General features: G+C 36.6%; 34 protein-coding genes and 1 pseudogene. 6 read left to right on the top strand and 29 right to left on the bottom strand.

The genetic code is table 11. The features are described 5' to 3' along the window. From BMG01_RS02840 to BMG01_RS02795, 12 genes and pseudogenes are all read right to left on the bottom strand, one after another. Positions 1-182 (bottom strand): annotated as a pseudogene (locus BMG01_RS02840) (hypothetical protein); the annotation flags it as partial. Next, positions 179-577 (bottom strand): hypothetical protein, encoded by a 399-nt coding sequence (locus BMG01_RS02835; RefSeq protein WP_004912431.1) that lies wholly within the window; start codon positions 575-577, stop codon positions 179-181. The pseudogene BMG01_RS02840 and the gene BMG01_RS02835, both read right to left, overlap by 4 nt. Before the next feature lie 162 nt (positions 578-739). Continuing rightward, positions 740-949 carry a helix-turn-helix domain-containing protein gene (locus BMG01_RS02830; protein WP_004912422.1) on the bottom strand — a complete coding sequence of 70 codons (210 nt, stop codon included), beginning with the start codon at positions 947-949 and terminating at the stop codon, positions 740-742. Continuing rightward, positions 946-1,143, bottom strand: coding sequence for a helix-turn-helix transcriptional regulator (locus BMG01_RS02825; RefSeq protein ID WP_004912419.1), 198 nt, complete (start codon positions 1,141-1,143; stop codon positions 946-948). The genes BMG01_RS02830 and BMG01_RS02825 overlap by 4 nt, the downstream gene beginning before the upstream one ends. After that, complete coding sequence (locus BMG01_RS11170) at positions 1,136-1,291, bottom strand: hypothetical protein (RefSeq protein ID WP_155816959.1); 156 nt, start codon at positions 1,289-1,291, stop codon at positions 1,136-1,138. Before BMG01_RS11170 ends, BMG01_RS02825 begins: the two co-directional genes overlap by 8 nt. Beyond that, positions 1,281-1,499 (bottom strand): hypothetical protein, encoded by a 219-nt coding sequence (locus tag BMG01_RS02820; protein WP_004912412.1) that lies wholly within the window; start codon positions 1,497-1,499, stop codon positions 1,281-1,283. The genes BMG01_RS11170 and BMG01_RS02820 overlap by 11 nt, the downstream gene beginning before the upstream one ends. Positions 1,500-1,615: 116 nt before the next feature. After that, on the bottom strand, positions 1,616-1,870 hold the full coding sequence (locus BMG01_RS02815) for a hypothetical protein (RefSeq protein WP_004912409.1): 255 nt from the start codon (positions 1,868-1,870) through the stop codon (positions 1,616-1,618). An 18-nt stretch (positions 1,871-1,888) separates the two neighbouring features. Beyond that, complete coding sequence (locus BMG01_RS02810) at positions 1,889-2,068, bottom strand: hypothetical protein (protein WP_004912405.1); 180 nt, start codon at positions 2,066-2,068, stop codon at positions 1,889-1,891. After that, positions 2,065-2,796: a BRO family protein gene (locus BMG01_RS02805; protein ID WP_004912402.1), complete on the bottom strand. Its 732-nt coding sequence runs from the start codon at positions 2,794-2,796 to the stop codon at positions 2,065-2,067. The genes BMG01_RS02810 and BMG01_RS02805 overlap by 4 nt, the downstream gene beginning before the upstream one ends. After that, positions 2,774-3,001 carry a helix-turn-helix domain-containing protein gene (locus BMG01_RS02800; RefSeq protein ID WP_004912399.1) on the bottom strand — a complete coding sequence of 76 codons (228 nt, stop codon included), beginning with the start codon at positions 2,999-3,001 and terminating at the stop codon, positions 2,774-2,776. Before BMG01_RS02800 ends, BMG01_RS02805 begins: the two co-directional genes overlap by 23 nt. 96 nt (positions 3,002-3,097) lie before the next feature. Further along, a complete protein-coding gene (locus BMG01_RS11165; RefSeq protein WP_004912395.1) occupies positions 3,098-3,247 on the bottom strand; it encodes a hypothetical protein in 150 nt (49 codons plus the stop codon). Positions 3,248-3,266: 19 nt separating this feature from the next. Then, positions 3,267-3,482, bottom strand: a complete 216-nt coding sequence (locus tag BMG01_RS02795) for a hypothetical protein (RefSeq protein WP_004912392.1) — start codon at positions 3,480-3,482, stop codon at positions 3,267-3,269. A gap of 287 nt (positions 3,483-3,769) precedes the next feature. Between BMG01_RS02795 and BMG01_RS02790 the strand changes: the two genes are divergently transcribed. The 5 genes from BMG01_RS02790 (at position 3,770) to BMG01_RS02770 (ending at position 7,373) form a co-directional block, all read left to right on the top strand. Continuing rightward, positions 3,770-4,120: a helix-turn-helix domain-containing protein gene (locus tag BMG01_RS02790; protein ID WP_004912390.1), complete on the top strand. Its 351-nt coding sequence runs from the start codon at positions 3,770-3,772 to the stop codon at positions 4,118-4,120. Further along, complete coding sequence (locus tag BMG01_RS02785) at positions 4,117-4,551, top strand: hypothetical protein (RefSeq protein WP_004912386.1); 435 nt, start codon at positions 4,117-4,119, stop codon at positions 4,549-4,551. The genes BMG01_RS02790 and BMG01_RS02785 overlap by 4 nt, the downstream gene beginning before the upstream one ends. Before the next feature lie 8 nt (positions 4,552-4,559). Then, the gene (locus BMG01_RS02780) at positions 4,560-4,871 is read left to right on the top strand and encodes a hypothetical protein (protein ID WP_004912382.1); all 312 of its coding nucleotides are present in this window, start codon (positions 4,560-4,562) and stop codon (positions 4,869-4,871) included. Positions 4,872-5,129: 258 nt separating this feature from the next. Further along, positions 5,130-5,966, top strand: coding sequence for an Abi family protein (locus BMG01_RS02775; RefSeq protein ID WP_051586137.1), 837 nt, complete (start codon positions 5,130-5,132; stop codon positions 5,964-5,966). A gap of 228 nt (positions 5,967-6,194) precedes the next feature. Then, the gene (locus BMG01_RS02770; protein WP_080539875.1) at positions 6,195-7,373 is read left to right on the top strand and encodes a site-specific integrase; all 1,179 of its coding nucleotides are present in this window, start codon (positions 6,195-6,197) and stop codon (positions 7,371-7,373) included. A gap of 207 nt (positions 7,374-7,580) precedes the next feature. On the opposite strand, the gene BMG01_RS02765 is transcribed toward BMG01_RS02770, so the two are convergent. From BMG01_RS02765 to BMG01_RS02695, 17 genes are all read right to left on the bottom strand, one after another. Then, positions 7,581-8,702 carry a site-specific integrase gene (locus BMG01_RS02765; protein ID WP_084013425.1) on the bottom strand — a complete coding sequence of 374 codons (1,122 nt, stop codon included), beginning with the start codon at positions 8,700-8,702 and terminating at the stop codon, positions 7,581-7,583. Between the two features lie 118 nt (positions 8,703-8,820). After that, the gene (locus tag BMG01_RS02760) at positions 8,821-9,009 is read right to left on the bottom strand and encodes a hypothetical protein (RefSeq protein WP_002814981.1); all 189 of its coding nucleotides are present in this window, start codon (positions 9,007-9,009) and stop codon (positions 8,821-8,823) included. Positions 9,010-9,015: 6 nt separating this feature from the next. Beyond that, on the bottom strand, positions 9,016-9,369 hold the full coding sequence (locus BMG01_RS02755) for a phage head closure protein (protein WP_084013424.1): 354 nt from the start codon (positions 9,367-9,369) through the stop codon (positions 9,016-9,018). Positions 9,370-9,371: 2 nt separating this feature from the next. Continuing rightward, the gene (locus BMG01_RS02750; RefSeq protein WP_084013423.1) at positions 9,372-9,665 is read right to left on the bottom strand and encodes a head-tail connector protein; all 294 of its coding nucleotides are present in this window, start codon (positions 9,663-9,665) and stop codon (positions 9,372-9,374) included. 56 nt (positions 9,666-9,721) lie between these two features. After that, positions 9,722-10,885, bottom strand: a complete 1,164-nt coding sequence (locus tag BMG01_RS02745) for a phage major capsid protein (protein WP_084013422.1) — start codon at positions 10,883-10,885, stop codon at positions 9,722-9,724. Positions 10,886-10,895: 10 nt separating this feature from the next. Further along, positions 10,896-11,456, bottom strand: a complete 561-nt coding sequence (locus BMG01_RS02740; protein ID WP_084013421.1) for an HK97 family phage prohead protease — start codon at positions 11,454-11,456, stop codon at positions 10,896-10,898. Then, on the bottom strand, positions 11,453-12,526 hold the full coding sequence (locus BMG01_RS02735) for a phage portal protein (RefSeq protein ID WP_084013420.1): 1,074 nt from the start codon (positions 12,524-12,526) through the stop codon (positions 11,453-11,455). Before BMG01_RS02735 ends, BMG01_RS02740 begins: the two co-directional genes overlap by 4 nt. Continuing rightward, entirely contained in the window at positions 12,523-12,687 is a 165-nt protein-coding gene (locus BMG01_RS11285; protein WP_198493692.1) for a hypothetical protein, read from the bottom strand. Before BMG01_RS11285 ends, BMG01_RS02735 begins: the two co-directional genes overlap by 4 nt. A 12-nt stretch (positions 12,688-12,699) precedes the next feature. Then, positions 12,700-14,535 (bottom strand): terminase large subunit, encoded by a 1,836-nt coding sequence (locus tag BMG01_RS02730; RefSeq protein ID WP_084013419.1) that lies wholly within the window; start codon positions 14,533-14,535, stop codon positions 12,700-12,702. Further along, positions 14,532-15,008 (bottom strand): phage terminase small subunit P27 family, encoded by a 477-nt coding sequence (locus tag BMG01_RS02725; RefSeq protein ID WP_036067823.1) that lies wholly within the window; start codon positions 15,006-15,008, stop codon positions 14,532-14,534. Before BMG01_RS02725 ends, BMG01_RS02730 begins: the two co-directional genes overlap by 4 nt. A gap of 330 nt (positions 15,009-15,338) precedes the next feature. Next, entirely contained in the window at positions 15,339-15,740 is a 402-nt protein-coding gene (locus tag BMG01_RS02720; RefSeq protein ID WP_084013418.1) for an HNH endonuclease signature motif containing protein, read from the bottom strand. Between the two features lie 256 nt (positions 15,741-15,996). Further along, positions 15,997-16,368, bottom strand: a complete 372-nt coding sequence (locus BMG01_RS02715) for a hypothetical protein (RefSeq protein WP_084007652.1) — start codon at positions 16,366-16,368, stop codon at positions 15,997-15,999. Between the two features lie 2 nt (positions 16,369-16,370). Further along, on the bottom strand, positions 16,371-16,544 hold the full coding sequence (locus BMG01_RS11160) for a hypothetical protein (protein ID WP_158083646.1): 174 nt from the start codon (positions 16,542-16,544) through the stop codon (positions 16,371-16,373). Positions 16,545-16,547: 3 nt separating this feature from the next. After that, a complete protein-coding gene (locus tag BMG01_RS02710; protein WP_084013417.1) occupies positions 16,548-16,775 on the bottom strand; it encodes a hypothetical protein in 228 nt (75 codons plus the stop codon). Positions 16,776-17,033: 258 nt separating this feature from the next. Continuing rightward, positions 17,034-18,287 carry a VapE domain-containing protein gene (locus BMG01_RS02705; protein ID WP_084013416.1) on the bottom strand — a complete coding sequence of 418 codons (1,254 nt, stop codon included), beginning with the start codon at positions 18,285-18,287 and terminating at the stop codon, positions 17,034-17,036. Beyond that, positions 18,271-19,161, bottom strand: coding sequence for a bifunctional DNA primase/polymerase (locus tag BMG01_RS02700; protein ID WP_084013415.1), 891 nt, complete (start codon positions 19,159-19,161; stop codon positions 18,271-18,273). Before BMG01_RS02700 ends, BMG01_RS02705 begins: the two co-directional genes overlap by 17 nt. A gap of 100 nt (positions 19,162-19,261) precedes the next feature. After that, positions 19,262-19,462, bottom strand: coding sequence for a hypothetical protein (locus BMG01_RS02695; RefSeq protein ID WP_084013414.1), 201 nt, complete (start codon positions 19,460-19,462; stop codon positions 19,262-19,264). Positions 19,463-19,602: 140 nt separating this feature from the next. Between BMG01_RS02695 and BMG01_RS02690 the strand changes: the two genes are divergently transcribed. Continuing rightward, positions 19,603-20,316 (top strand): helix-turn-helix domain-containing protein, encoded by a 714-nt coding sequence (locus BMG01_RS02690; RefSeq protein ID WP_084013413.1) that lies wholly within the window; start codon positions 19,603-19,605, stop codon positions 20,314-20,316.

The raw sequence follows: 20,316 nt of genomic DNA, 5'->3' as shown, positions 1-20,316 counted from the left end.
AAAACTCGTTCATCCCCACCCATATAGCGAGCTAATGCTAATTCTTCTTCTGTCGTGATTGATTCAAGGAAATCTGAATATTTATCGTGACGATTAGCAAGCGTTAGTAGTGGATATTCACTATCAGATAGCGCCATAATTTTGTCATATTGTTCTTGTGTTACTTCGTATGTTTCAGTCATTGTACTTTCTCACTGTCGAACATTTCTGGGTTGTAACCCCATGCTTTGATTTCTGACTCTGTTAATTTGCTTTTATTACGCAAATTAATATTTATTGATACACCAACATAAGCTAAACTGAATTCCTCATTGTCTTTGAGTTTCCAGTAGTATTTCTTCTCTTCTTCAACAAACCTGTCATGCGCCCATTCACGAGTTAGTGGGTTAGCGATAGCTGCTAATTCAAAATGTAAATCGTTGCTAGAAACGTATTCTGAAAGTAGTGGCATTTTTTCCGAAACAACATTCCAAAATCCACCATCATTTATAAGCCTTCCTTCTGAAATAATTGTTGTTTGAAAATGCTCTTCTTGAATTTCAACAATCTTCTGATACTGCTCTTCCGTAAATTTCATCAACTCATCTCCTGTTGTAGTCTATACAATCTAACTCTGGTAGTGTTACGCCAGTCAGTTAGATTTTTTAATTTCTGCTTATCGTGTGGATAAACAAATCTGCGATAATATTTCAAATCATCACGAGCTTTGATGAAATCATATCGGGCGCGTTCTAATGATTCATTCATCAGCCCACCCCACTAGATATTGCGGTGTTACGTTGAAATAATCGGCTAGTAGTTCCCATGTTTCGAGTTTTGGTTCACGTTTTTCATTTTCGTAATTAGATAGGGTGGAATTTGTGATTTTAAAACCACGTCTTGTTAGTTCGTTAGTCATTTTGCCTAAAGAAACGCCACGCTTTTTTCTTAATTCTGCGAGTCTATTCATCTAACGTCACTCCTTCCGACCAGATAATCAATTGAGACATTGAAATAATCAGCTAAATCGAATACCATTGGCAATCGTGGTTCACGTTCTCCTGATTCGTACCTAGCCAATGTTCGTTGCGTTACCAACATTTCATCTGCTAATTCTTGTTGCGTCACGTTGCGCTCTTTACGAAGTTCACGCAATCTATTCATCAGACAACCTCCTAATCATTATGTCAATCAAACTCAAAGCATTTTTACCGTAATATTTAGCTGTTTTATTTTTAGCCGGAATCTCATCAACAATATTTTTTAAATCACCACGAATGCGTACAATCTTACCCACTGTGTTATTCATCATTAAATACCTGCTCATATTGCTGTGTGACAATATACTTTGCAATTTCTAGCAATTCATCAGCATTCTCATTTACTGCATCGAACGCTGCTTGCTCTGTGCTAAATCGCTCTTTGTGATAGCCACGACCGCCAATATCATATAACTCCACTCGATAACCATCTGGATCATGTTGAATGTCACCGCCCAGCATAGTTAATGCGTCTTTCATAGGCGTTTCCTCGTTTCATGTTCATGCTTAGTGTAACCAACGGTCATACCTGTAATGAAAATCATTCCTCCGATAATGACACTAGCTATTGTTTGTAAAAACCACATACATACCTCCTAACGGTTTCTTGAAAATTCCCATTTCCTAATTTCACGCCAACTCCAACCAATCACATTGCCCACGTTATCTCTAATCTGTGGGAAGTCGTCCAGCGCAAGAAACTTACTGATGTCAGCACGTCTCTTACCTGTCAGAAATTCAGCTAAATCTTGCTGACCTGTAATAATCTCGTGTTCTGGTCCACTCTCAAAGTAAGTTGAAAGTTTTTCCAAAACAGATTCAGAATGTAAATCAATTATTTTGTTATCCATATCTGTACGCCTTTCAAATTAATTAATCTGGAAGTAATCAAAGATTTTGTTTCTGATTCGTTCGAAGCGTTGTGCTTCTTCGCCATTGATTGCACGGCTTGTTTCATCTTCACGCTCGCCGATCCTTTTAGCTAACTCCTTTTGCTTGATGTTGTGAATTGCTAACTGCGTGATAATTTCTACATTTGGTTGTTTCACTGGTTTACTCCTTTCCGATAAGCGATTCGGTATGCGAATGCGTCATCTGGTTCCCATTTCATAAGGTAGCGTTTTGCTTTCTCAAAATCTTTTGCGAGCAACGCATTATATCGTGGAATGCTAAATTTACTTTTAAACTCTTTTGAAATACGAGCAAATACCATTCTCGATAATGCTTGATAACGTGCATTACCCTTATATCCAAGAATTTGAACTGCTTTGTCATTTCTAATTTGTCGTAATACTAATTCTTGATCGCCACTAATTGTTTGTGCGTATTGAATTGAATTGATTTTTCGTTCCAAACGCTCTTGTCGATAATCTTGTATTTTTAATGATTGAAACATGAGTTCAAAAACCTGCATGGGATCTTTAGGCGCTAATTGATAACCACCTGTTTGTCTAATTGTTGGTAGCACCTCCGATGTCACCCAACGTTTGAACTTTTTAGCGTTAGGCTGTTTGCTTGATAGGATTAGTGAGTAGAGACCTGATTCGTTGATAAGTGTTGGCGTTTGAGAACGACCTAACGAATCAGAAATTGATGGGGTAACGTTTTGGACCCCCACTATTTTATCGTCGTCATCAACGTGGTCTCTAACTGCTTTACTGGCATTTGCGTAACCCAAAGTTTCAGCGACATCTTTACCCACAAACCAAATCACATCTTCTAAATTAAGGGTTCTCACTCTACTTGTTTCAAAATTAAATACTTGTACTTGATTCATGTTTTTCCTCCTTTGTTCTAAATTCATCTAAGCTGACATCTAGTGCGTCAGCTACTTTTTCCATTGTGGAAAACGTTGCGTTGTTCTTACCGTTTTTGATTTGAGACAAGGTTGATCTGGAAACATCTGAATGTTCCATCAACCAGCCCCACGTAAGATTTTTTTCGTGTAATACTTTAGTTATTTTTTCTGATTGCAAGGTCATGTTTAGTCCTCTTTAGTAGTTCTGTTTTCTGTTATAATTTACTTACAAACGTTCGTTTAAACGAACATAAGTTTGCCAAGGTTTTAATGCATATTCTCACTTTCTGAGTGGGAATTTTTGTATGACGTCGAATCTAAAGCTAACTTCGACTGTATCATCATCGACTTCTTCATTTAAGCGAGTATATTCTTTCAACTCGAATTGACCCTTTATCAAGCCAACTATTAATTTAATTAACTCTTCCATGTTTATTCTCCCTTCCTTTCTAAATGTCCTGAATATCTAACAACTGTCTAACCTTTGCACGAACCTCACGAGACTGTTTGTTTACTGCGTAGGTGTTAATCGCTAAACTCAATACTGCTTCTGAAACACCAATCGCATTCGCTAAATCTCGTTGTGTCATATCTCGGTCAAACAGACCATCTTTAACACGCTTTTTAAAACTACGTGCTGCGTCTACGATCATTTCTTCTGTCATATGTGTATCTCCTTTCCTATAAAACTTAGTAAGTTTCATATAATTAGTTGTAAGGTTAGCTTTACATTATGGAAGTTTCATAATATAATGGCAGTATAAACAAGCATAATCAAAGGACTACTAACCTTATCGCTCCGCCAAGATAGATAAATTTGTAGGTGTTTTTGTTTTGCTTAAAACTTAGTAACCAACTTACAAGAATTAGTATAACTGGAAGTTTTGTAATTGTCAACGCCGAAACGGGAAGTTCCATAATTTTTGTGCTTTTAAAAAAGGAAAAACCTATAATGACACTATATGAGCGCACAACTAAATTATCAAAACAACGAGGATATTCATTAAAAAATCTAGCAATTAGGGCAGGATTAGCTGAAAATTCTATATATGATTGGAAAAAATCTACGCCAAAAGCAGATAACCTAAAAAAGGTTGCGGATGTTTTAAATGTCTCAACCGACTACCTATTAGGACGTACTGATGAGATGAATCCAACGTCATCTGATAAAAAGGTCGCTGATATTTTAGATGACGAAACTATTCTTGCTTTCGATGGTATGGAAATAGAAGAGTCTGAAAAAGAGAAGTTGCGTGATTATGCACGTTATATTATTTCCTTACGTGAGAAGGAGAATAAATGACAGAATTTTACAATTACAGTGAGCAACTATATCCCGAAATAGTTCAAAGCGTTGAATCAATAGCTCGAAAAAACAACGTAATTATTATACTAGCTGATAATTTACTATCTCACGTACCCGATACAGCACTAGTAAAAAGCCGTGCAATTATAATGAATGCTAATTTTGATATTGGGGTTGATTATTGTTATCGACTTTCTCACGAATTGAGTCATATATTGTATGGAGATCACGAAGCGCAAGCGGTCTATCAATTCAGCGAATACGGTAAACGCGGTGAAGAATTGCTTGCACATAAAAACGCTATAAAGATGTTAATGTCTATTGAAATGCCAACAAACGTTAATGGTTTTATGGAATATTATCACGTACCCTCTTGGTTGGAAAAAGATGTCGACAGAACATTTAGAGAACTGGCTTATTTAGAATAGGAGAAAATATGAACACAGAAGATTTGAATGAATATATCAAAACAAATAGTAAAGCATACGACATTTTTATTGAAAAAGCGCTCGTCTATCAAAACAATAAAAACACCAGCCGTAAGATGGAAAAACGCTTTAGTGAAGATAAGGTAGCAAGCAAAGCCGAAACAATGTGGGAAAATATCGTCGTTAACTTACATGATAAATTGAATGCAGAAAAAACACTGAAGAAACACCCTTCCACAGATTGGATTAGGTTTATGGAAGAACATGAAATGCTGGATAATCTCGAAGATAGTATGGGAGTACTTGATTTAGAAGATTAATTAGTATGTGCTAGGCAACCATATTAAACCGCTTTAGGAGATTATCGTTATGTACTTTGAACAACACAATGTGGAAGTTGATGAAATACAATCACTAGATTAACACCCATGCCCTATCGGGCGTACATAAAATATAAAAGAAGATAACCTATGACTAAAGAAGAAAAACCAAAATTAACTAGCAAAAAAATGATAGAAAAGATGGAAAGTAAAAATATTCGCTTTGAAATTTGAAGTAGTAAAGATGCAATAGCTTTTTTGGAAAAGAAAAATTATTATTTTAAAGTTAACTCATATCGTCGCAATTTCGAAGAGATAAACGGTCTGTATACAAATTTAGATTTTGCTTACTTAATTGATTTAGCTGCTATTGACGCTTGGTTAAGAAGGTTTCTTAGTCCAATAACTTTGAATGTTGAACATGGTTTCAAAGTAAAACTACTCAATATGATCGCAGCAAATGATGTTATTGATGGTTATGAAATTGTTGAGGAGTTCAAAAATTACGATGAACGAACAACATCAGCATACGAACAAACAGTTAAATATTTGGAAGAAAATTTATATTCACGAGGGCTTTATGAAAAACATAAACCAGATTTTGCAATTTGGGTCTTGATCGAATCAATGACTTTTGGTGCTCTTTCGCAATTTGCAAGATTTTATGATGATAAATACTCCACACGCGAAAGCTCGTTTCACACACTTCAATTACAGATGAAAAGTGCCAAAAGAATACGAAATGCAGTATCACACTCAAACCCCATTTTAATGAACCTGAATAATGAAGCTGGATTGTTTCCCGTTAACCAAAAGACTGGAAGAAGGCAGCGCTCATCTGCTTCGGTTGTTAGTTCCGCAGCAGAAATGGGAATTGAAAAAGACCTGTTACGCAACGTCAAAATAAACGATTTAGTTGCTCTGTTTTACTTAAATAAACGGATGACAAGCAGGGAGTCCCGACAGCATATGGTAAGAGATGGCGAAGCTCTTGTAAAACGATTTGATAAACATGAAGACTATTACTTAAAAACAGATTCAATTCAGGAATTCAAAAAAATTCTCGTTAAGTTGATTGACTTTCAGTTAAATTGATGATAAAATTTATGTATTGAAACAGTATATAAATCTACTGGCTCCGGAGATGGTATCGATGGGGTTACTACATAAAAAAAGGTCAAGTAATTTAACTGATTACTTGACCTTTTTGCTATTTAAAGCTCAATAATCCTTTGCAAGTCCACAAAGTCATGACTCTAAACTGCCCTATTATCATATCTGTACGCCTATTATACCTTCGTAAAAAGAAAGGATAATATCAGTATGATAAAAAAAGTTACTACTGGCAGATTTGCCGGAAAATATGTTGTAAGAACATCAACTCGTGACCAATTGGGAAAACGCCATTTTTCACCTAGAAAATATGTTGATTCCTATCAAGAGGCAAAGGAGATAGAAAGCGAAGACAGAATTGCGTTCGCAAGTGGCTATATAGCCGCCAACGGATCTATGGCATTGTGGCGATATTTTGAACAATGGTATCTATCAAACGTTGAACCATATCTTGAAACAAATAGTAAGAATAACTACAATACACTGATCAAACGATTGCGTATTGACTTACCCGGAAAACCACTAAAGTTTTTCGATGGTAACAAAACGGCTATTCAACTCTATTTTAATTCATTGGGAAAACGCTATGCTACTAGTACCGTCAATAAGTATCGCTCATTTCTTTCTAAGGCGTTCTCTGACGCTGAATATGACGGCTTAATCAGAAAGACACCTATGCCTTCAGAAAACCGTATAAAGACCACAGGCGTGGATAAAGGGCTATTTAAACCGGTCGCTAGTTTAAGCATGGAAGATGCAAGTAAGTTACGAAACTATTTCTATGAACACACTAATTTGATTCATCAGGAATATTTAACACTACTGATCATGCTAGAGTGTGGGCTAAGACCTAGTGAAGCTAAAGCATTGCAGTTTGATGATTTAAACGTAACAAGGCACTTACTACATGTTCACAATACGTATGTGGAACAAGACAATGCTATCAAGCCTTACACTAAAACTCGTTCCGAACGAAACGTGCCTGTCTCTCCACAATTAGAGGAGTTAATCATTTCATTTAGTGAAGACAAACAAAAAAGGCTCGCTACTTATAATATAAGCAACGAGCATAATTTAATGTTTAGAAATGATTGTCCGCCAACCTCTCGTGGTGATAGACTATTATCTTCTGGTGCTAATACTGGTAAAGTCCTGCGCAATGTTCTGTCTCAACTTGATATTCCTTTAAAAACTCATGACGGTTTGAGCATAACACCTAAAACTTTGAGAGCTACCCACGATACTATTCTGATTCAAAAAGGTATTTCATTGGATTATATTGCTAGAATATCTGGGCATACAATTGAAATCATTCATAAGCACTATCATGCGTTTTTAGATGAGGTTGCAAACGCTGAAGCTGATAAGGTCAAGGGTATATGGGATTAGGTTAAGAAAAGTTGAGTGTGGCTCCAATTTGGCTCCACGAGAGCTGTTCTCTCACGTTATTTTACGTTTAGTGAAATAAAAAAACGTTGATTTAACAACGTTTTTGTACATATAGTTACATGCGAACACACGTTCGAAAGGAGCTAGCGGGACTACATTTCACTTAGTTATATCAACGTATACAGCGTTTTGTACCATTTTGTGTACCTAATCAATCAAACCATTTAAAATGTCACCAGTCGCATCACTTGCCCTTTTGGTCACGTCACTATATATATTTAACGTCATAGAAACGTCTGCATGTCCTAAATATGTTTGAACTTGTTTAATATTTGCACCCTGATCTATTGCTAATGTCGCCCATGTATGGCGTAACTTGTGCATGGATAAGCCAACTGCTACGCCATATTTATCGCTGACACTTCGTAACCACTTATTAGGTCTAATTGTCTGTAACGTATGTCCCTCATTTTGAAAAACGTAATCATCACTTTTATTATATCCTGTGGCTTCAAACCAATCAGCAAGCACAACCATCATCTTATTTTCGATTTTAAGTGTACGTCTGCTCGTTTGGCTCTTTGGTTCTTTAATGTAGGTACTGCCTGCTAGACCACGCCCTAGAGCTTGCACGATGTTAATATAACCACCATAAAAATCTACATGTTTCCACTGTAAAGCAAGTATTTCTTCTGTTCGCATACCAGTGAATACAGCCAATCTAAGCAAGGTATAAGCCTGTTGGTTCATATACTTGTACTGATTATCTAAAACGTCTACAAAGGCTTTAAATTCATCAACGTCCATGAACTGCTTGGGTTTGTTCACTTGCCTGCGTTCCTTTGGCATCTCAATCTTGGTAAATGGGTCAACTGGTATCATATCCATACGAACTGCTATATTAAGCAACCGCCTAAAATAACCAGCAACCTTGCGATACCTAAGCAATTTCCCTTGTAATGTGTTAATATAGCGTTGTAACTTAATAGGTGTTATATCAGTAACCAATGTATCACCCCATTCGGATATGATGTGCGTTTTAAAGACAATCATTGTTCGATTAAGGGTACTTTCTTCAACGGTATGCTGGTAAGTATCTAACCACATTCTGTACAACTCTTTAACGGTCATCACGCTGGGAGTTGTTTTTTTATTGTATCGACTTTCACCATTTGCAAACTTAACAAGTTCAGTATTAAACCATTGTTGCGCACTTTTTTTATTTTCAAAGCCACGTTTTTTCACTCTTACTTTTTCATCATTATAATTTAGATAACCGTTCACCTCCCAAACTTTGCCTTTTGGTGTGTCTATTTGTTGTATCTTCATTATTTACCTCATTACTTAATAGCGAGTGAGCTATGTACAAAAGGTCAAACAAAAAAAGCATGATACATAAAGTACACACGCTTTTATTATTTCACACTATTCGACTGGTTGCACGTTTTTAATCGTAGTAATGTTTCACAGCTTCATCAATTTCATCACGATCATATCTGATACCATGTTCAGTTGGGTATGCTGTGACTTTTCCATTATTAACGTAATACTTCATGAACGTATTATCAGATGCACTGATATATTGATGTGCTTTACTACGGTTCAACCACTTTGGATATTGTTCTGCTTTTTCCATATTATTTTAATCTCCAATCTCAATTTTGTCATTTAATTTCAAAGTGATAATGTCATAAGCAATATAAATATTTTGCTCATCTGAACTAATATCAACAATGTCATAGGCTCTACCGTTTGGCATCTTAACAACTAATCCACGTTTAACAGACTTATTATGCCTAATTACTATTAAAATAGTATCTTGTAATTCAGTACCAAATATGCTGTATTGCTGTGTCATACTTCTGCTTTTTGGAGAAAACTTAGCTGAAAATTTTGGTATAAATGTATCTCTTTCAATACCGTCTTCACCCATTTGAGACCCAACTTCGCCAAAATAAACAATGTGGTTAAAATTACTAGGCTTCACATTCAACATTCTTATTCTCCTCCCACAATCTCACTTCTAAGGTTAGTCAACATGATACGAACACCAGTTGAATAGCCCTTACTCAACTCACGGTCATAATACATTGAAGTAGCCAATGTTTTAATCAAACGATTATATAACTCTGCATCAACTGCCAAAATATCATCATCAGTGATTTTCATTTGAATAGATGCCTTAATCATTGCAGTAGCACCGTCAATCAAGCTCGTAAGTGTTTTGAGTTCGTTTTCATCATCATCAATATTTAATTCATCTTGTAGCTCTTGTGGTGTAATTATCGCCATGTGCCACCTCCTGTGGTTAATTTAATATGTACGTACCCACTTCTGGGTACATGATGTTACTTACCTGCACTAGTAAATGTAATAAACTTACCGGCATTAGTGTCGGCTGCCTTAAAGTCCGCACGCAAAGCTACTGCAAGAATACGCTCAAAGTTTTCGTTGTGATCCCATTCAACCGCAACATCAGAACGCATAGCTTCCAATACAAACGCTTTAGGGTCTCCCACAAAGGCTTTGGCATCATTTGCGATACCCAATACATCATCAGCAACAATCAAAACGTTTGAGCCAAACAATGACTTGCCTGATGCACTAGCGATTGAGTCTTGCAATAAGTAGCGACCGTTAGTGTCTTTCAACAAATCAACGGCATTGTAGAAACTTTCAGTCACAATCCATTGGCGTTGATAGTTTGCCAAACCCTTGTTATATGCTGTCTTCAAGTCATCTGTTGTTTTTGCTGACACGGCTGTGGCTGTTTGCAAAATCTTTCCAATTTGATACTGCTCTGTTAATTCTTTAGCCTCTTGAACGTAGGTATTAAGCAATGTCTTGAGGTTGGGAGCGTCCTGCACCATTTCCATAGACAATGGCAACGCACCACGATAAGTAAGCGCCTTATAATCAACACTCTTCAAAACTGCCTTTGCAATTTCAGGGTTTGCAGCTCGTTCTTCGGCTGTTGTCAATCGTGCTGTGTTCTTTTGTAGAATTGGAAGTGATCCCATTCCTGATGTGACTGATACACGGTTGATAACGGCTGACAAATTACGAACATCAGTCGGCACTTTTTGAATATCCAAAATCTCTTTTGGAATTACAACGCCTGCTTCTGTGGTAGTGATAGCATTTGCTCGCTTTTCACCAGTCTTTAGGTAGTGCATGAAGTCTCGTACTTCTGTGGTCTCTTGTTCTTGGTTCAATTTAATTTCCATGTTTTCTCGTCCTTTCAAACTGCGTTCTTCTTGTAAATCTGGATCATCATCTCGTGTGTTGTCATCAGTTGAATCATCTGACAAACCTTGTGCCTTTTTAACGGCATCTAATTGGGCTTGCAAGTCATCAATTTGTTTCTGCAAATCATCAACACTGGCTACACCCTTTTGCACATCTGCTACATCTGAATCATCAGAATCTGCTAATGCACGAACTTCTACAATCTTGTTTGCCTTTTGCTTTTTTAAAGCATCTAGCTCTGTTTCTATTTCTGAAATTTTCATCATTTCCTCCTTATTCATATAACTTCAACACTGCCAACATCTTTTGCTTGTAGGCATCATTTTTGAGCGCTCTGGTTACTGCTACGGTTGTTTCCTGATAAGCGGGCATAGTAACTACTGACACCTCATATAACGCCCCTACACTGTTGATAGTTCGTTTTGGTGTGTCGTCTGTCTCTTTACCCCATTCATCTGAATCAACCGTGAAACCAAAGCTCATGCCCTTTAAATTACCTGCTCTGATGTTGGTGTACACGTCATTACCTAACGTTGTATTAGGAATATCTAAAATGAAATGCAAGCCTTTTTTATCAATATCAAGTTTTAAGGTATTTGCTGACGTTCTGCCTAATACATTCGCAAAATTATGATCGTATAACGCTACTACGTCACTAAAATCAACATCATCAAAAGCGTTGGGGTCAACACGTTCAATAAATCCACCTAGATTTTGACTTGGTTCATCAAAGACAACGGCATACCCACCTATCTGACCCACAAAGTCATCACTAGCGGTATCACGTACTTCTAACCCTTTAATATCAAAGGTTCGTGTCTCTCTATCGTTCATAAATTGATAACCCCCTTGTCAATTAAAATTTTTTGCGCCTGAGAGCCGTCTAGTATGCCCTTATCCACAAAATTCAATAGATCTTGCTTCAAAGTGGCGTTTGAATAATCCAAAATGCTATTTAAATCTAAAGAAATATCATCACTAAATTTTAGTTGAATTTCACTAATGAGCGGTTCAATATAGCGATTCAAACTGTTTAAATACATGTTTTGAATCATCTTCAAAGAACTTTGTTGATCTCCCTGACCATTCAAATAGCTATCTGGTACGCCAAATGCTTTGCTAATTTGTTGCCTTTGATATGTTGCACTATTTAAATATTTGGCTATATCCGCATTGATTGAGATACTTTGAAAGTCTGCACTCTGATCTAATACCAAAGTTCGTCCGGCATTACTTCCTGTGTTAGCTTTTTCAAACTCTCTACGGACGTTCTCTTTAGCTTCTGGACTAACGACCGCATCAGGTATTTTGATCAGTGAAGTCGGATTGATAGCACGTGCCAACGTAGCCATTGAAAGTCTGTCGGCTTGGGCTTGCTGTTGTACCTCATTCACAAGGCTTTCCAGTGGACTATGACCAACCAGCTCACCACCATTAACACCGTGTGCCATGATTTTAAAGTGAAGCACGCTTTTTGCTTTGTACGTGCCACCTTGATAATCGCCAAACGGTGTAATTTGATAACTCAAGACATCATTTGTTAAATCAAGCATGACGTTCTGATTTGGAATATATCGCAATTCTTTACCATCAATCACCACAAAAGCATTACCTGATAACAAAATTTCTAAAATGACTGTCTGCCAAAAGTTGTATCGACTTGTGAGATGACTGGGATTATTCAAAACATTCAAAGCATTCTTATTTGTTCCAATATAAATTGCTCCCGCAATGTCGGCACTTATTAAACTAACAACGCTGTATATATCGCTATTTCGCAATGCAGTATCAGCACTAATCAGCTCATTAGGGACAATATTTGTCCCACTGTCTGCAAAAATAAAAGGCATGTAATTACTAGGTGTAATCATCTGCCTTGTCTCAAATGGATTTTTAATACTCATTGATTAGCCCCCTTTGGTACTAAGATATAAGCCAAAACAAACAGCCCAATCCCGACCATCAGGAAGCCCAACGGTTTAAATATCATAAATGCACTGATTGTGATTGATATAATACCCAATACAATCAGGGCAAATGGTACATAAGTCATCATCTTTTTCATTGGCTCTCCTTTCTAAAATGTAAAATCGTTCATGAAGTAATCATTGACTTCATCTGTGTTCATACCAGCAAATGGGCTTTTGTTCGTCTCATCAGGCGCATTCGTAAATGACGTGAAGTAAAACATACCCTCAAATAAGGCGTTGACAATCGCATCAGCCACATCAATCTTTGCACTGTTGGTGTTCTTATCAATCTTGATACCATTGTTATCTTGTACAATAACCGCATTAGATAACGCACCAAACATGGCTTCATCATCAAGCATGGTTATTTGTGACTTGATAAACGCTATTTGTAAGAACTTTGTGGGTTCGTTTAATGACTTGATACCCTGACGAACTGGAATAATCAAATACTCATTTTTGACCTCATCTAGTCGCCTAATAAACGTCCCTGTTCCCCACTGGTCATACAAGATAGCCTTTACATTGAGATCATATTTTTCAATGAACGATAACATGAAGTTAAATACCTCATCTTCATCAATCAACCCAAATCTATCACGAGTAATTGTCGCAAAGCCCTTACTTTCAACGTCTCGATAATTGATACCGTCACGCTGTTCTTTTGCTTCAATCGTTCCCAACTTAGCCAATGGAATAAATGAGTGCTGGTACAAGTGATATTTTTGGTTGCCTGTATCGTCTGTGTAAGGGAATAAAAAGGCTATCGCTGTATCATCATTTGTCTGGCTATAATCAAACCCAATATAGACATCTCTGCCTTGCATATTGAACGCTGGAATAATTGCCTGTGTGAGCAAATCAACTGGTAGAAACGCATTCTCTTTGGCATTCTGCCATCTGTTCATGTTCTTAGTGAGAAAATCAGGCAAGCGACCTTGTGAGTTTAATTCATCTCGTTCAGCCGTCATTTTTGGTATTGCTGACTTGCGTTTACTCTCCAATTCAAACAATGGATTAGACTTCTGCCAAATGCTTGGATCTCCAAAGGCTTCATCATCATTGTCTTGCTCCCATGCTAGAAACAGAATATTATCAATCTCACACCACGTCTTTTGCGCCATATATGAGCTATACCGCTTATAGTCTGCAAACATTGGACTGCGCACATCTGTCCCACTGGTACTAATAAATATCGTTTGTGAATACGGTAGGAACGTTTGCCCTGATGTAATTGAGTTGATAAACGAACGGTCTTTGAATAAGTGGTACTCATCAACCACAGCATAACTAAAATGACCAATACCATCACTAGTCGTACTTGATGATGCGCTTAATTTACGCATGGTAGTAGACTGGCTTTTAATCCGCATCTCACGTTGGTTGTACTCGATACCCCACTGCTTAGCCATCTTAGAAAATGTACCACTCGCTAAGTTAGCCCATTGACTAGACATGTATTTAAACAAGGCATCAGCATGAGCTGTATCAGCACTAGCAACCGCTAACTGTCTGTTCGTTTTAGGTTGACCAAACAAGAAATTAAACAGGCTTATCAACGCCATCACGGCTGTTTTACCATTCGCACGCGCCATTGTTATAATCGCCCTGTCAAAGCGCTTACCGCCTGTTTCAGGCTCTTTCCAACCCTCTAGCAAACCAACGATAAACGCTTCATAAGGACTGATTTTAAACGGCTCACGTGTCTCTAAATCAACCAATAATGTACTAAACTTGATAATTTTATCCGTTCGTTCTGCATCATAAACGTAGTGAAATTCTGGATCACCTTTTATCCGTTGTAAATCTGATAAGTGGCGTTCACAGGCTAGTTTGATTTTCTCGCCTGCAATGATGTGACCAGTCAAGACACCAACGGCATATTTGATGATTGGTTCATCAATCCCATATTCATTGATAACATCTTGATAGGGTTCAATCATGTTGTACCACCAAACATATCAGCAATGGCATCAGCACTCAAACTGCCATCATCAGCACTAGCCAAATCAATCAGGGTTGCACGAGAACTTGGACTTAATCCTAATTCACCACCCAATGACTTAACCTTACCAGTGGCGTCATTTAAGACGGCTGTGGCTGGGTTCTTATAGTATCGACCACTATTTTCATAGATAGCCCCAACGTCCTTGATATTTTCATAGGCTTCACGCATAACGCTGTAATTGATACAAAAGGCTTCTAGCGTTGACTTATCAGCTACCGTGATATAACCCAATTTATTCAACGCTGGTACTAAGGTAGTCCATAATCGACTAGCTACACCAGTTAAATGCTTTGGTGATGTTTTTGGTAACTGGTTTAATTCTGCGTTGGCTTGCTTTAGCGCTTCGGTACGCTCTCTCTGATAGGAACGATCTGTATCATCAGTTGTTATTTTAGCTTTTCTAGGCATTCGCTACCTCCTAACTTTTTATTTTATGTACTGAAAGATTGCGTTAGTACAAATATGGTGGTATGCTGAAGCTATAAAGCATACCAATTCAGCGCCTCACAAGGGCGCTTTTTATTTGTCCTGCCTTAAAACGAAAAAATAACTGTTTTTTTCATCAAGGAAGGCTCCAACGCAATCGTTCAATGCCCGTTTAAAGTCACGGGGGACTAAAGATGAAATTTTTCCCACCCACCACAGAATAATAGTGAACGGCAAAACACTAAAGAAATGAAAATCTTCACGTACCCACCCGACCAACCATGTACGTAATATAAAAAGGACTGAACTCAATCAATCCTTTAATGCATTTATCCACCACTCACGGCTTAAATGTCTTAGTTTATTGTCTTCAATCTTATTTTCAATCGCTGTCTTATGATTGTGATGCGCTCGATTAAGTAACCATAGATTATCCATGTCATATTGTTCTGCTTTAGTATCAAGCAAACGTCTAGGCACAATATGGTCAACAATCAATTCACCTGTATCATAACCACGACCATCAATGGCATCAACATACATATCACGTTGCTTAATATACTGACTAATCTTAGTCCATTGCTTCGTATGATAGAACTCATGTCCCAACTCTGGTCTGATCGTCTCGTCATATTTAATCCTATCGTGACGACCTCTCAAAGTTTTAGAGTTTAATTCCTTTTCAGCATCACGCTCTAAATGATAGGCGTTCATGCGTTTGTTGTAATGCTTATCACAGAACGAAAATCCTATTTTGATAAGCTCTCTACACCCTATCTCGGCACATCTATGTAATCGCACAGTAATCCTCCCAGCGCAATAAAAAAGAGAATGCATTACTGCAATCCCTCATTTCACTGTATCAACTGAAATATCTTATGATACTATATTACCACCAAAAACAGGGTAAATAGTCTCACAAATAGTCTCACAAAAGTATCACGACTCTAAACCGTTGATGTGAGTGGGTTTATGACCAATCACTGGCATACTTTTTATACTTTGCTTCTTCAATTTCAAATAATTCTTCGGACTCATCAAGTTCACTTTTCTGTTTATCCAACTTAGCCAACAATTTATTTTGATCTTCTGGACTTAGAAAATGACCACCCGATAAATTGTCTATATCATAACCAAGTATTTTGATAATACCCTCCGCTAGGTCTGCTCTATAATCAGCATGTTTCCACGCTTTTTCATTGAACTTAACATAATAATTTAAAAATTTATTGTGATGGCTCAAGAAACCAGATGCATAGCGAAGCCATTTAATCTGCCACCGTTGCCAAATGATATACATAACTAGGACAATGAATATAATCAATACCAGCAAACTCATCATTATCACTCAACCTCCTGACCATGCTTATAAGTGCCTTTTCTTATTTCATTTAAAAATTTCTCTTTCGCATGTTCTGATGTGAAAACAGCTTTTCCATTTTGTGCTTTTAAAATTTGTTCACCAAATAAATTATTGAAGTAACGAACGTCTTTCATTGTTAGATATATAGGTTCCATTGTTTATTCTCCATCTTCATAAATTGCCATGTAATTTTGGGCAGGTAATATAATAACCTTGCCATCACTTAGTGTTATTTTATAAACATCAAAATGCCTGCGTTCATAGTCAATTGAAAAGTGATCTGATTCAATAAAAGAAATATCAATAACTTTGTTGAAGCCAACTGATATTTGACCAACGAAATTGATCCCTTTATCTGTAATATATCCTAGTGCTTTAATTTTCATTTTTTCTCCTAATGTTCCCAAGTAGTGACACCTATGACAGCAAAGTGACACGTAGGTGTCACCGCCTTAATGCTTGCTAGTAAAGGCTTTCGCTAAGGCGGTGACACCTATGACACCTATTTTTCTTACCGACATATATACCGAGACTATACATAACTAATATTTAAGTTTTTTTTTTATAAATAGGTGTCATAGGTGTCACTAATGCATCGTAACCATTGATAATAGTGATTTTGTACGGTGACACCTACGTGTCACTTAGGTGTCACTTGCTGTCACTCTTTTCCAACCTCGTCCACTTTTTAATCTTTTTCGGTCCCACTCCAGCTTATTATTCATGATATTGGTTATCTGTTTAGATATATTTTGGTTCCTTACTAAATCAATATTATTTAGTTGTGCCTCAGCAATATCAGAACTAGTTATCCAATCCAAATCTGTGTGTTCTAAAAACTCGTTTATCAAATTTTCTAACTCATCAACATAAACAAAATTTTCCCTGTGCTGTTGGAGTGACTCACTCTGTTCAAGTGTCGGATACTTAATACCATTTTCTTTGTACTTAGCAACCATTTCTCCCCAAAATTGATCTACCTCTGCTTGTGTTAAATCCTTATATGGGTGTTTAACCTGATTTTTTCGTTTAGATAATATTGGAAGATACCGCCTGTTTCCGGTTTTATCTTTCAAATAATCAACCTGATTTGACGTTCTTGCAATTACAAAATGCTTTACGTGTTTCACGGTTTTATGTGCATATGGAGCTCTATATTCAAGCGTTTCAGTCGATAAAAATTTTTTTAAAACATCAAATCGACTGTCATTAGTAGCTTGCATTTCATCATCATTGACAATCAACGCACGTTGCATCTTAGCGTATTCATCTTTGTCTTTAAAATTCTGTATTGTATCTACATACCATTGACCGCCCAACTTTTTGAGTAAAGTCGTTTTCCCTGTCCCTTGATCACCAACAATATCTAAAGAAAAATCAAACTTCGTAAATGGATTGAATGCCTTTGCCACTGCTCCTATGAAAAAAATTTCGGTTATCAATGTTGTAATATCTGTTTTTTCTGCCCCTAGGTATTCAGGTAAAAATGTACTAGACCGTTCAATTTTGTCCCACTTTTTTAAAGATTCGTTAAAATAATCTATCATGGGGTTGAACTTGTTTTCCTCCAATTGGGACACATAAGATATTGCCTCATATATTTTGGCGGAATCTGTTGTAAAATGATAGCTTCGTTCAAGATAGTTTTTTATGAACGCAACATCAACATCTTTCAAATAACCCTTACTAATTACAGCACCATAAATTTTTATATCTTTATCAACAATCTCTTCTTCTGTGAACACGTTGAATTTGAAGGCATTTTTGAAAATAGAATCATATTGCAAAACAATGATTATATTATTTACAATGTTTCCTTTGATAATATCGTCTTTATTTCTTTGAAAATAGCTATACCAAACTGGCTCTTCTTCGAGTTTTTCAAATTGTTCTGTCATTTATTCCCCTTTTTCGTCGTTTTTTTTCTATTTCATAAACACTTTTAAATGTTGTAAATATTTCTCTATCTGGAAGCGGAGCAACTGAACGACTATTTATGAGTTTCACAACGTCAAATGCAGTATTCGGGTCAAGATTTATTCTTAGCAAGTACCCTGATACAGAAACAGCTTGGTTGTTTCTTTCGCCCTCACTGAAACCATTTAAGACCATTTCCCAACGCTGTGACACGCTGTACATTGTGCTATGCATTGGTTTATTTGGCTTTTCATCCTTAGTGGCTAAGTCTATCAACCACTTTGGCATAGTGTTAGCTTCAGTTATTTTCAAACCATAGTGTCTATAAAATGCTACTTTCTTATCAACTATTTTTGATGATGGTGAAACTGTGACGTGGTTTGTCAAAAGCTCTACACCAGTGGCTAAAACGTGGTTTAAATTGTTGACATCTACTCCATCAGGGACTTTAAAAAACACATGCGCACCAGCATTTGGTGTGATCTCAACAGCTTCTTCGTCAAGATTAAATTTAATTCCTAAATCCAGTAGACTTTGGAAGCCGTTTTTATCGCCATGCCTGTCTATATCCAAAGTGACTATATCAGTGTCAACAAGACTAATGCCAACATTTGAGTCATCACCATGTGCTTCAATTAACCGTTTTAGTTCCTTAATGTCATTAACAGAACTTAAATGGCCTTTTGAGCCTTTATAAGGAATACTTGTTTTTGGTTGCAACAAATATACTGATAAACCTTGCTCTACCAACTCATTGATCTTTGTGATATAATTTGAGTTGATAAATTTATTTTGAGTCTCTTGAACTTCGTCGCCAAACTTCTGTTCAGGAGCTTTTTTTGTGTTCTCTGTCATCTTTTACCACCCTTTGCATCTCCAATAGCCAAACCAGCTATGAATGCACAACAAATCAAAATTAGTAATGTTAAAACTTCACCAGTCCACTGCAAAATATTCATTTCTTTTCCTCCTGTAATAGCCAATCATTTAATTTGTCAAACGTTGATTGATGTACAATAGTTTGTTCACCACTCAATATTTTCGACATTGTTACATGGTTTATACCGCTCAACTTTGCCAATTCTTTGATGCTCAAACGTTTCAATGCCTTAGCAATCAATATCTTTTTGACAAACTTGCTGTCTAGTGATTTCATTTTTTATCTCCTTATTCCGTTTTTGGAATTTCCATAAACTAAATATATCATTCCTTTTTTGGAATGTCAATAATATATTTCATATTTGGAATGAAAATGTTATATTTAATGTATATCAATATTTAGAAATGAGAAACAAAATGAATAGAATACAAGAATTACGAAAACGAGATGGGGTTAGTCTTGCAAAATTATCTAAAATACTTAAAGATAGTTACTCGATTACAGCTTCTCCGCAAACAATAATGCGATACGAACAAGAAAAAACGCAACCCAAACTGGACGTTTTCGAATCAATAGCAAATCACTTCAACGTTTCAGTACCCTATCTACAAGGCATTTCAGATGATCCAGTTGATCTAAAATCATGGGAGGAAGCCACTGGTTACTCAAGTGATCAAATATTAAGTGAATTAAAGCAATTAAAAGATAGCGGACGTTCTACTGGTAATATACAAAATGACATTGGTTCGGTCGTGGCAAAGTTAAGTCGCCTCCCATCTGGTTATGGAGTTGATTCTGCAATATCTTTTGTAGAAATTGAACTGATGAATTTACAATCAGATATAGAAAACAAATATTTCATTGACCCAGAAAAAAAGCAGAAACTAAGAATTGAACACGGCGACACTGGACATCCAGTGAGTCACAAAAAAGAATTTTATTATGATGATGTAGACCCTGAAATTTTAGATTATATTAACAACGTACTGATCGAAACTAGTAGAATTATCTCAAATGGTACGGATATAATTAAAAATCAATCAGATGAACAAAGCACTGTTCTACTCAAAGAATCAATTAAACGTTTGCAAGACTTAATAGAATCACTTCCAAATAAATCAGATGATTAA

The organism is Leuconostoc sp. BM2 (assembly GCF_002095565.1).
Classification (GTDB): Bacteria; Bacillota; Bacilli; order Lactobacillales; family Lactobacillaceae; genus Leuconostoc; species Leuconostoc falkenbergense.
Note: the sequence above shows the minus strand (reverse complement) of the source record. Positions and strands in the feature narration are given on the sequence as shown.

Coding starts and splice junctions, on each gene's coding strand:
- BMG01_RS02835 (WP_004912431.1), bottom strand. CDS start 577: ATGAAATTTACGGAAGAGCAGTATCAGAAGATTGTTGAAATTCAAGAA.
- BMG01_RS02830 (WP_004912422.1), bottom strand. CDS start 949: ATGAATAGACTCGCAGAATTAAGAAAAAAGCGTGGCGTTTCTTTAGGC.
- BMG01_RS02825 (WP_004912419.1), bottom strand. CDS start 1,143: ATGAATAGATTGCGTGAACTTCGTAAAGAGCGCAACGTGACGCAACAA.
- BMG01_RS11170 (WP_155816959.1), bottom strand. CDS start 1,291: ATGATGAATAACACAGTGGGTAAGATTGTACGCATTCGTGGTGATTTA.
- BMG01_RS02820 (WP_004912412.1), bottom strand. CDS start 1,499: ATGAAAGACGCATTAACTATGCTGGGCGGTGACATTCAACATGATCCA.
- BMG01_RS02815 (WP_004912409.1), bottom strand. CDS start 1,870: ATGGATAACAAAATAATTGATTTACATTCTGAATCTGTTTTGGAAAAA.
- BMG01_RS02805 (WP_004912402.1), bottom strand. CDS start 2,796: ATGAATCAAGTACAAGTATTTAATTTTGAAACAAGTAGAGTGAGAACC.
- BMG01_RS02800 (WP_004912399.1), bottom strand. CDS start 3,001: ATGACCTTGCAATCAGAAAAAATAACTAAAGTATTACACGAAAAAAAT.
- BMG01_RS11165 (WP_004912395.1), bottom strand. CDS start 3,247: ATGGAAGAGTTAATTAAATTAATAGTTGGCTTGATAAAGGGTCAATTC.
- BMG01_RS02795 (WP_004912392.1), bottom strand. CDS start 3,482: ATGACAGAAGAAATGATCGTAGACGCAGCACGTAGTTTTAAAAAGCGT.
- BMG01_RS02790 (WP_004912390.1), top strand. CDS start 3,770: ATGACACTATATGAGCGCACAACTAAATTATCAAAACAACGAGGATAT.
- BMG01_RS02785 (WP_004912386.1), top strand. CDS start 4,117: ATGACAGAATTTTACAATTACAGTGAGCAACTATATCCCGAAATAGTT.
- BMG01_RS02780 (WP_004912382.1), top strand. CDS start 4,560: ATGAACACAGAAGATTTGAATGAATATATCAAAACAAATAGTAAAGCA.
- BMG01_RS02770 (WP_080539875.1), top strand. CDS start 6,195: ATGATAAAAAAAGTTACTACTGGCAGATTTGCCGGAAAATATGTTGTA.
- BMG01_RS02765 (WP_084013425.1), bottom strand. CDS start 8,702: ATGAAGATACAACAAATAGACACACCAAAAGGCAAAGTTTGGGAGGTG.
- BMG01_RS02760 (WP_002814981.1), bottom strand. CDS start 9,009: ATGGAAAAAGCAGAACAATATCCAAAGTGGTTGAACCGTAGTAAAGCA.
- BMG01_RS02755 (WP_084013424.1), bottom strand. CDS start 9,369: ATGTTGAATGTGAAGCCTAGTAATTTTAACCACATTGTTTATTTTGGC.
- BMG01_RS02750 (WP_084013423.1), bottom strand. CDS start 9,665: ATGGCGATAATTACACCACAAGAGCTACAAGATGAATTAAATATTGAT.
- BMG01_RS02745 (WP_084013422.1), bottom strand. CDS start 10,885: ATGAAAATTTCAGAAATAGAAACAGAGCTAGATGCTTTAAAAAAGCAA.
- BMG01_RS02740 (WP_084013421.1), bottom strand. CDS start 11,456: ATGAACGATAGAGAGACACGAACCTTTGATATTAAAGGGTTAGAAGTA.
- BMG01_RS02735 (WP_084013420.1), bottom strand. CDS start 12,526: ATGAGTATTAAAAATCCATTTGAGACAAGGCAGATGATTACACCTAGT.
- BMG01_RS11285 (WP_198493692.1), bottom strand. CDS start 12,687: ATGAAAAAGATGATGACTTATGTACCATTTGCCCTGATTGTATTGGGT.
- BMG01_RS02730 (WP_084013419.1), bottom strand. CDS start 14,535: ATGATTGAACCCTATCAAGATGTTATCAATGAATATGGGATTGATGAA.
- BMG01_RS02725 (WP_036067823.1), bottom strand. CDS start 15,008: ATGCCTAGAAAAGCTAAAATAACAACTGATGATACAGATCGTTCCTAT.
- BMG01_RS02720 (WP_084013418.1), bottom strand. CDS start 15,740: ATGAACGCCTATCATTTAGAGCGTGATGCTGAAAAGGAATTAAACTCT.
- BMG01_RS02715 (WP_084007652.1), bottom strand. CDS start 16,368: ATGATGAGTTTGCTGGTATTGATTATATTCATTGTCCTAGTTATGTAT.
- BMG01_RS11160 (WP_158083646.1), bottom strand. CDS start 16,544: ATGGAACCTATATATCTAACAATGAAAGACGTTCGTTACTTCAATAAT.
- BMG01_RS02710 (WP_084013417.1), bottom strand. CDS start 16,775: ATGAAAATTAAAGCACTAGGATATATTACAGATAAAGGGATCAATTTC.
- BMG01_RS02705 (WP_084013416.1), bottom strand. CDS start 18,287: ATGACAGAACAATTTGAAAAACTCGAAGAAGAGCCAGTTTGGTATAGC.
- BMG01_RS02700 (WP_084013415.1), bottom strand. CDS start 19,161: ATGACAGAGAACACAAAAAAAGCTCCTGAACAGAAGTTTGGCGACGAA.
- BMG01_RS02695 (WP_084013414.1), bottom strand. CDS start 19,462: ATGAAATCACTAGACAGCAAGTTTGTCAAAAAGATATTGATTGCTAAG.
- BMG01_RS02690 (WP_084013413.1), top strand. CDS start 19,603: ATGAATAGAATACAAGAATTACGAAAACGAGATGGGGTTAGTCTTGCA.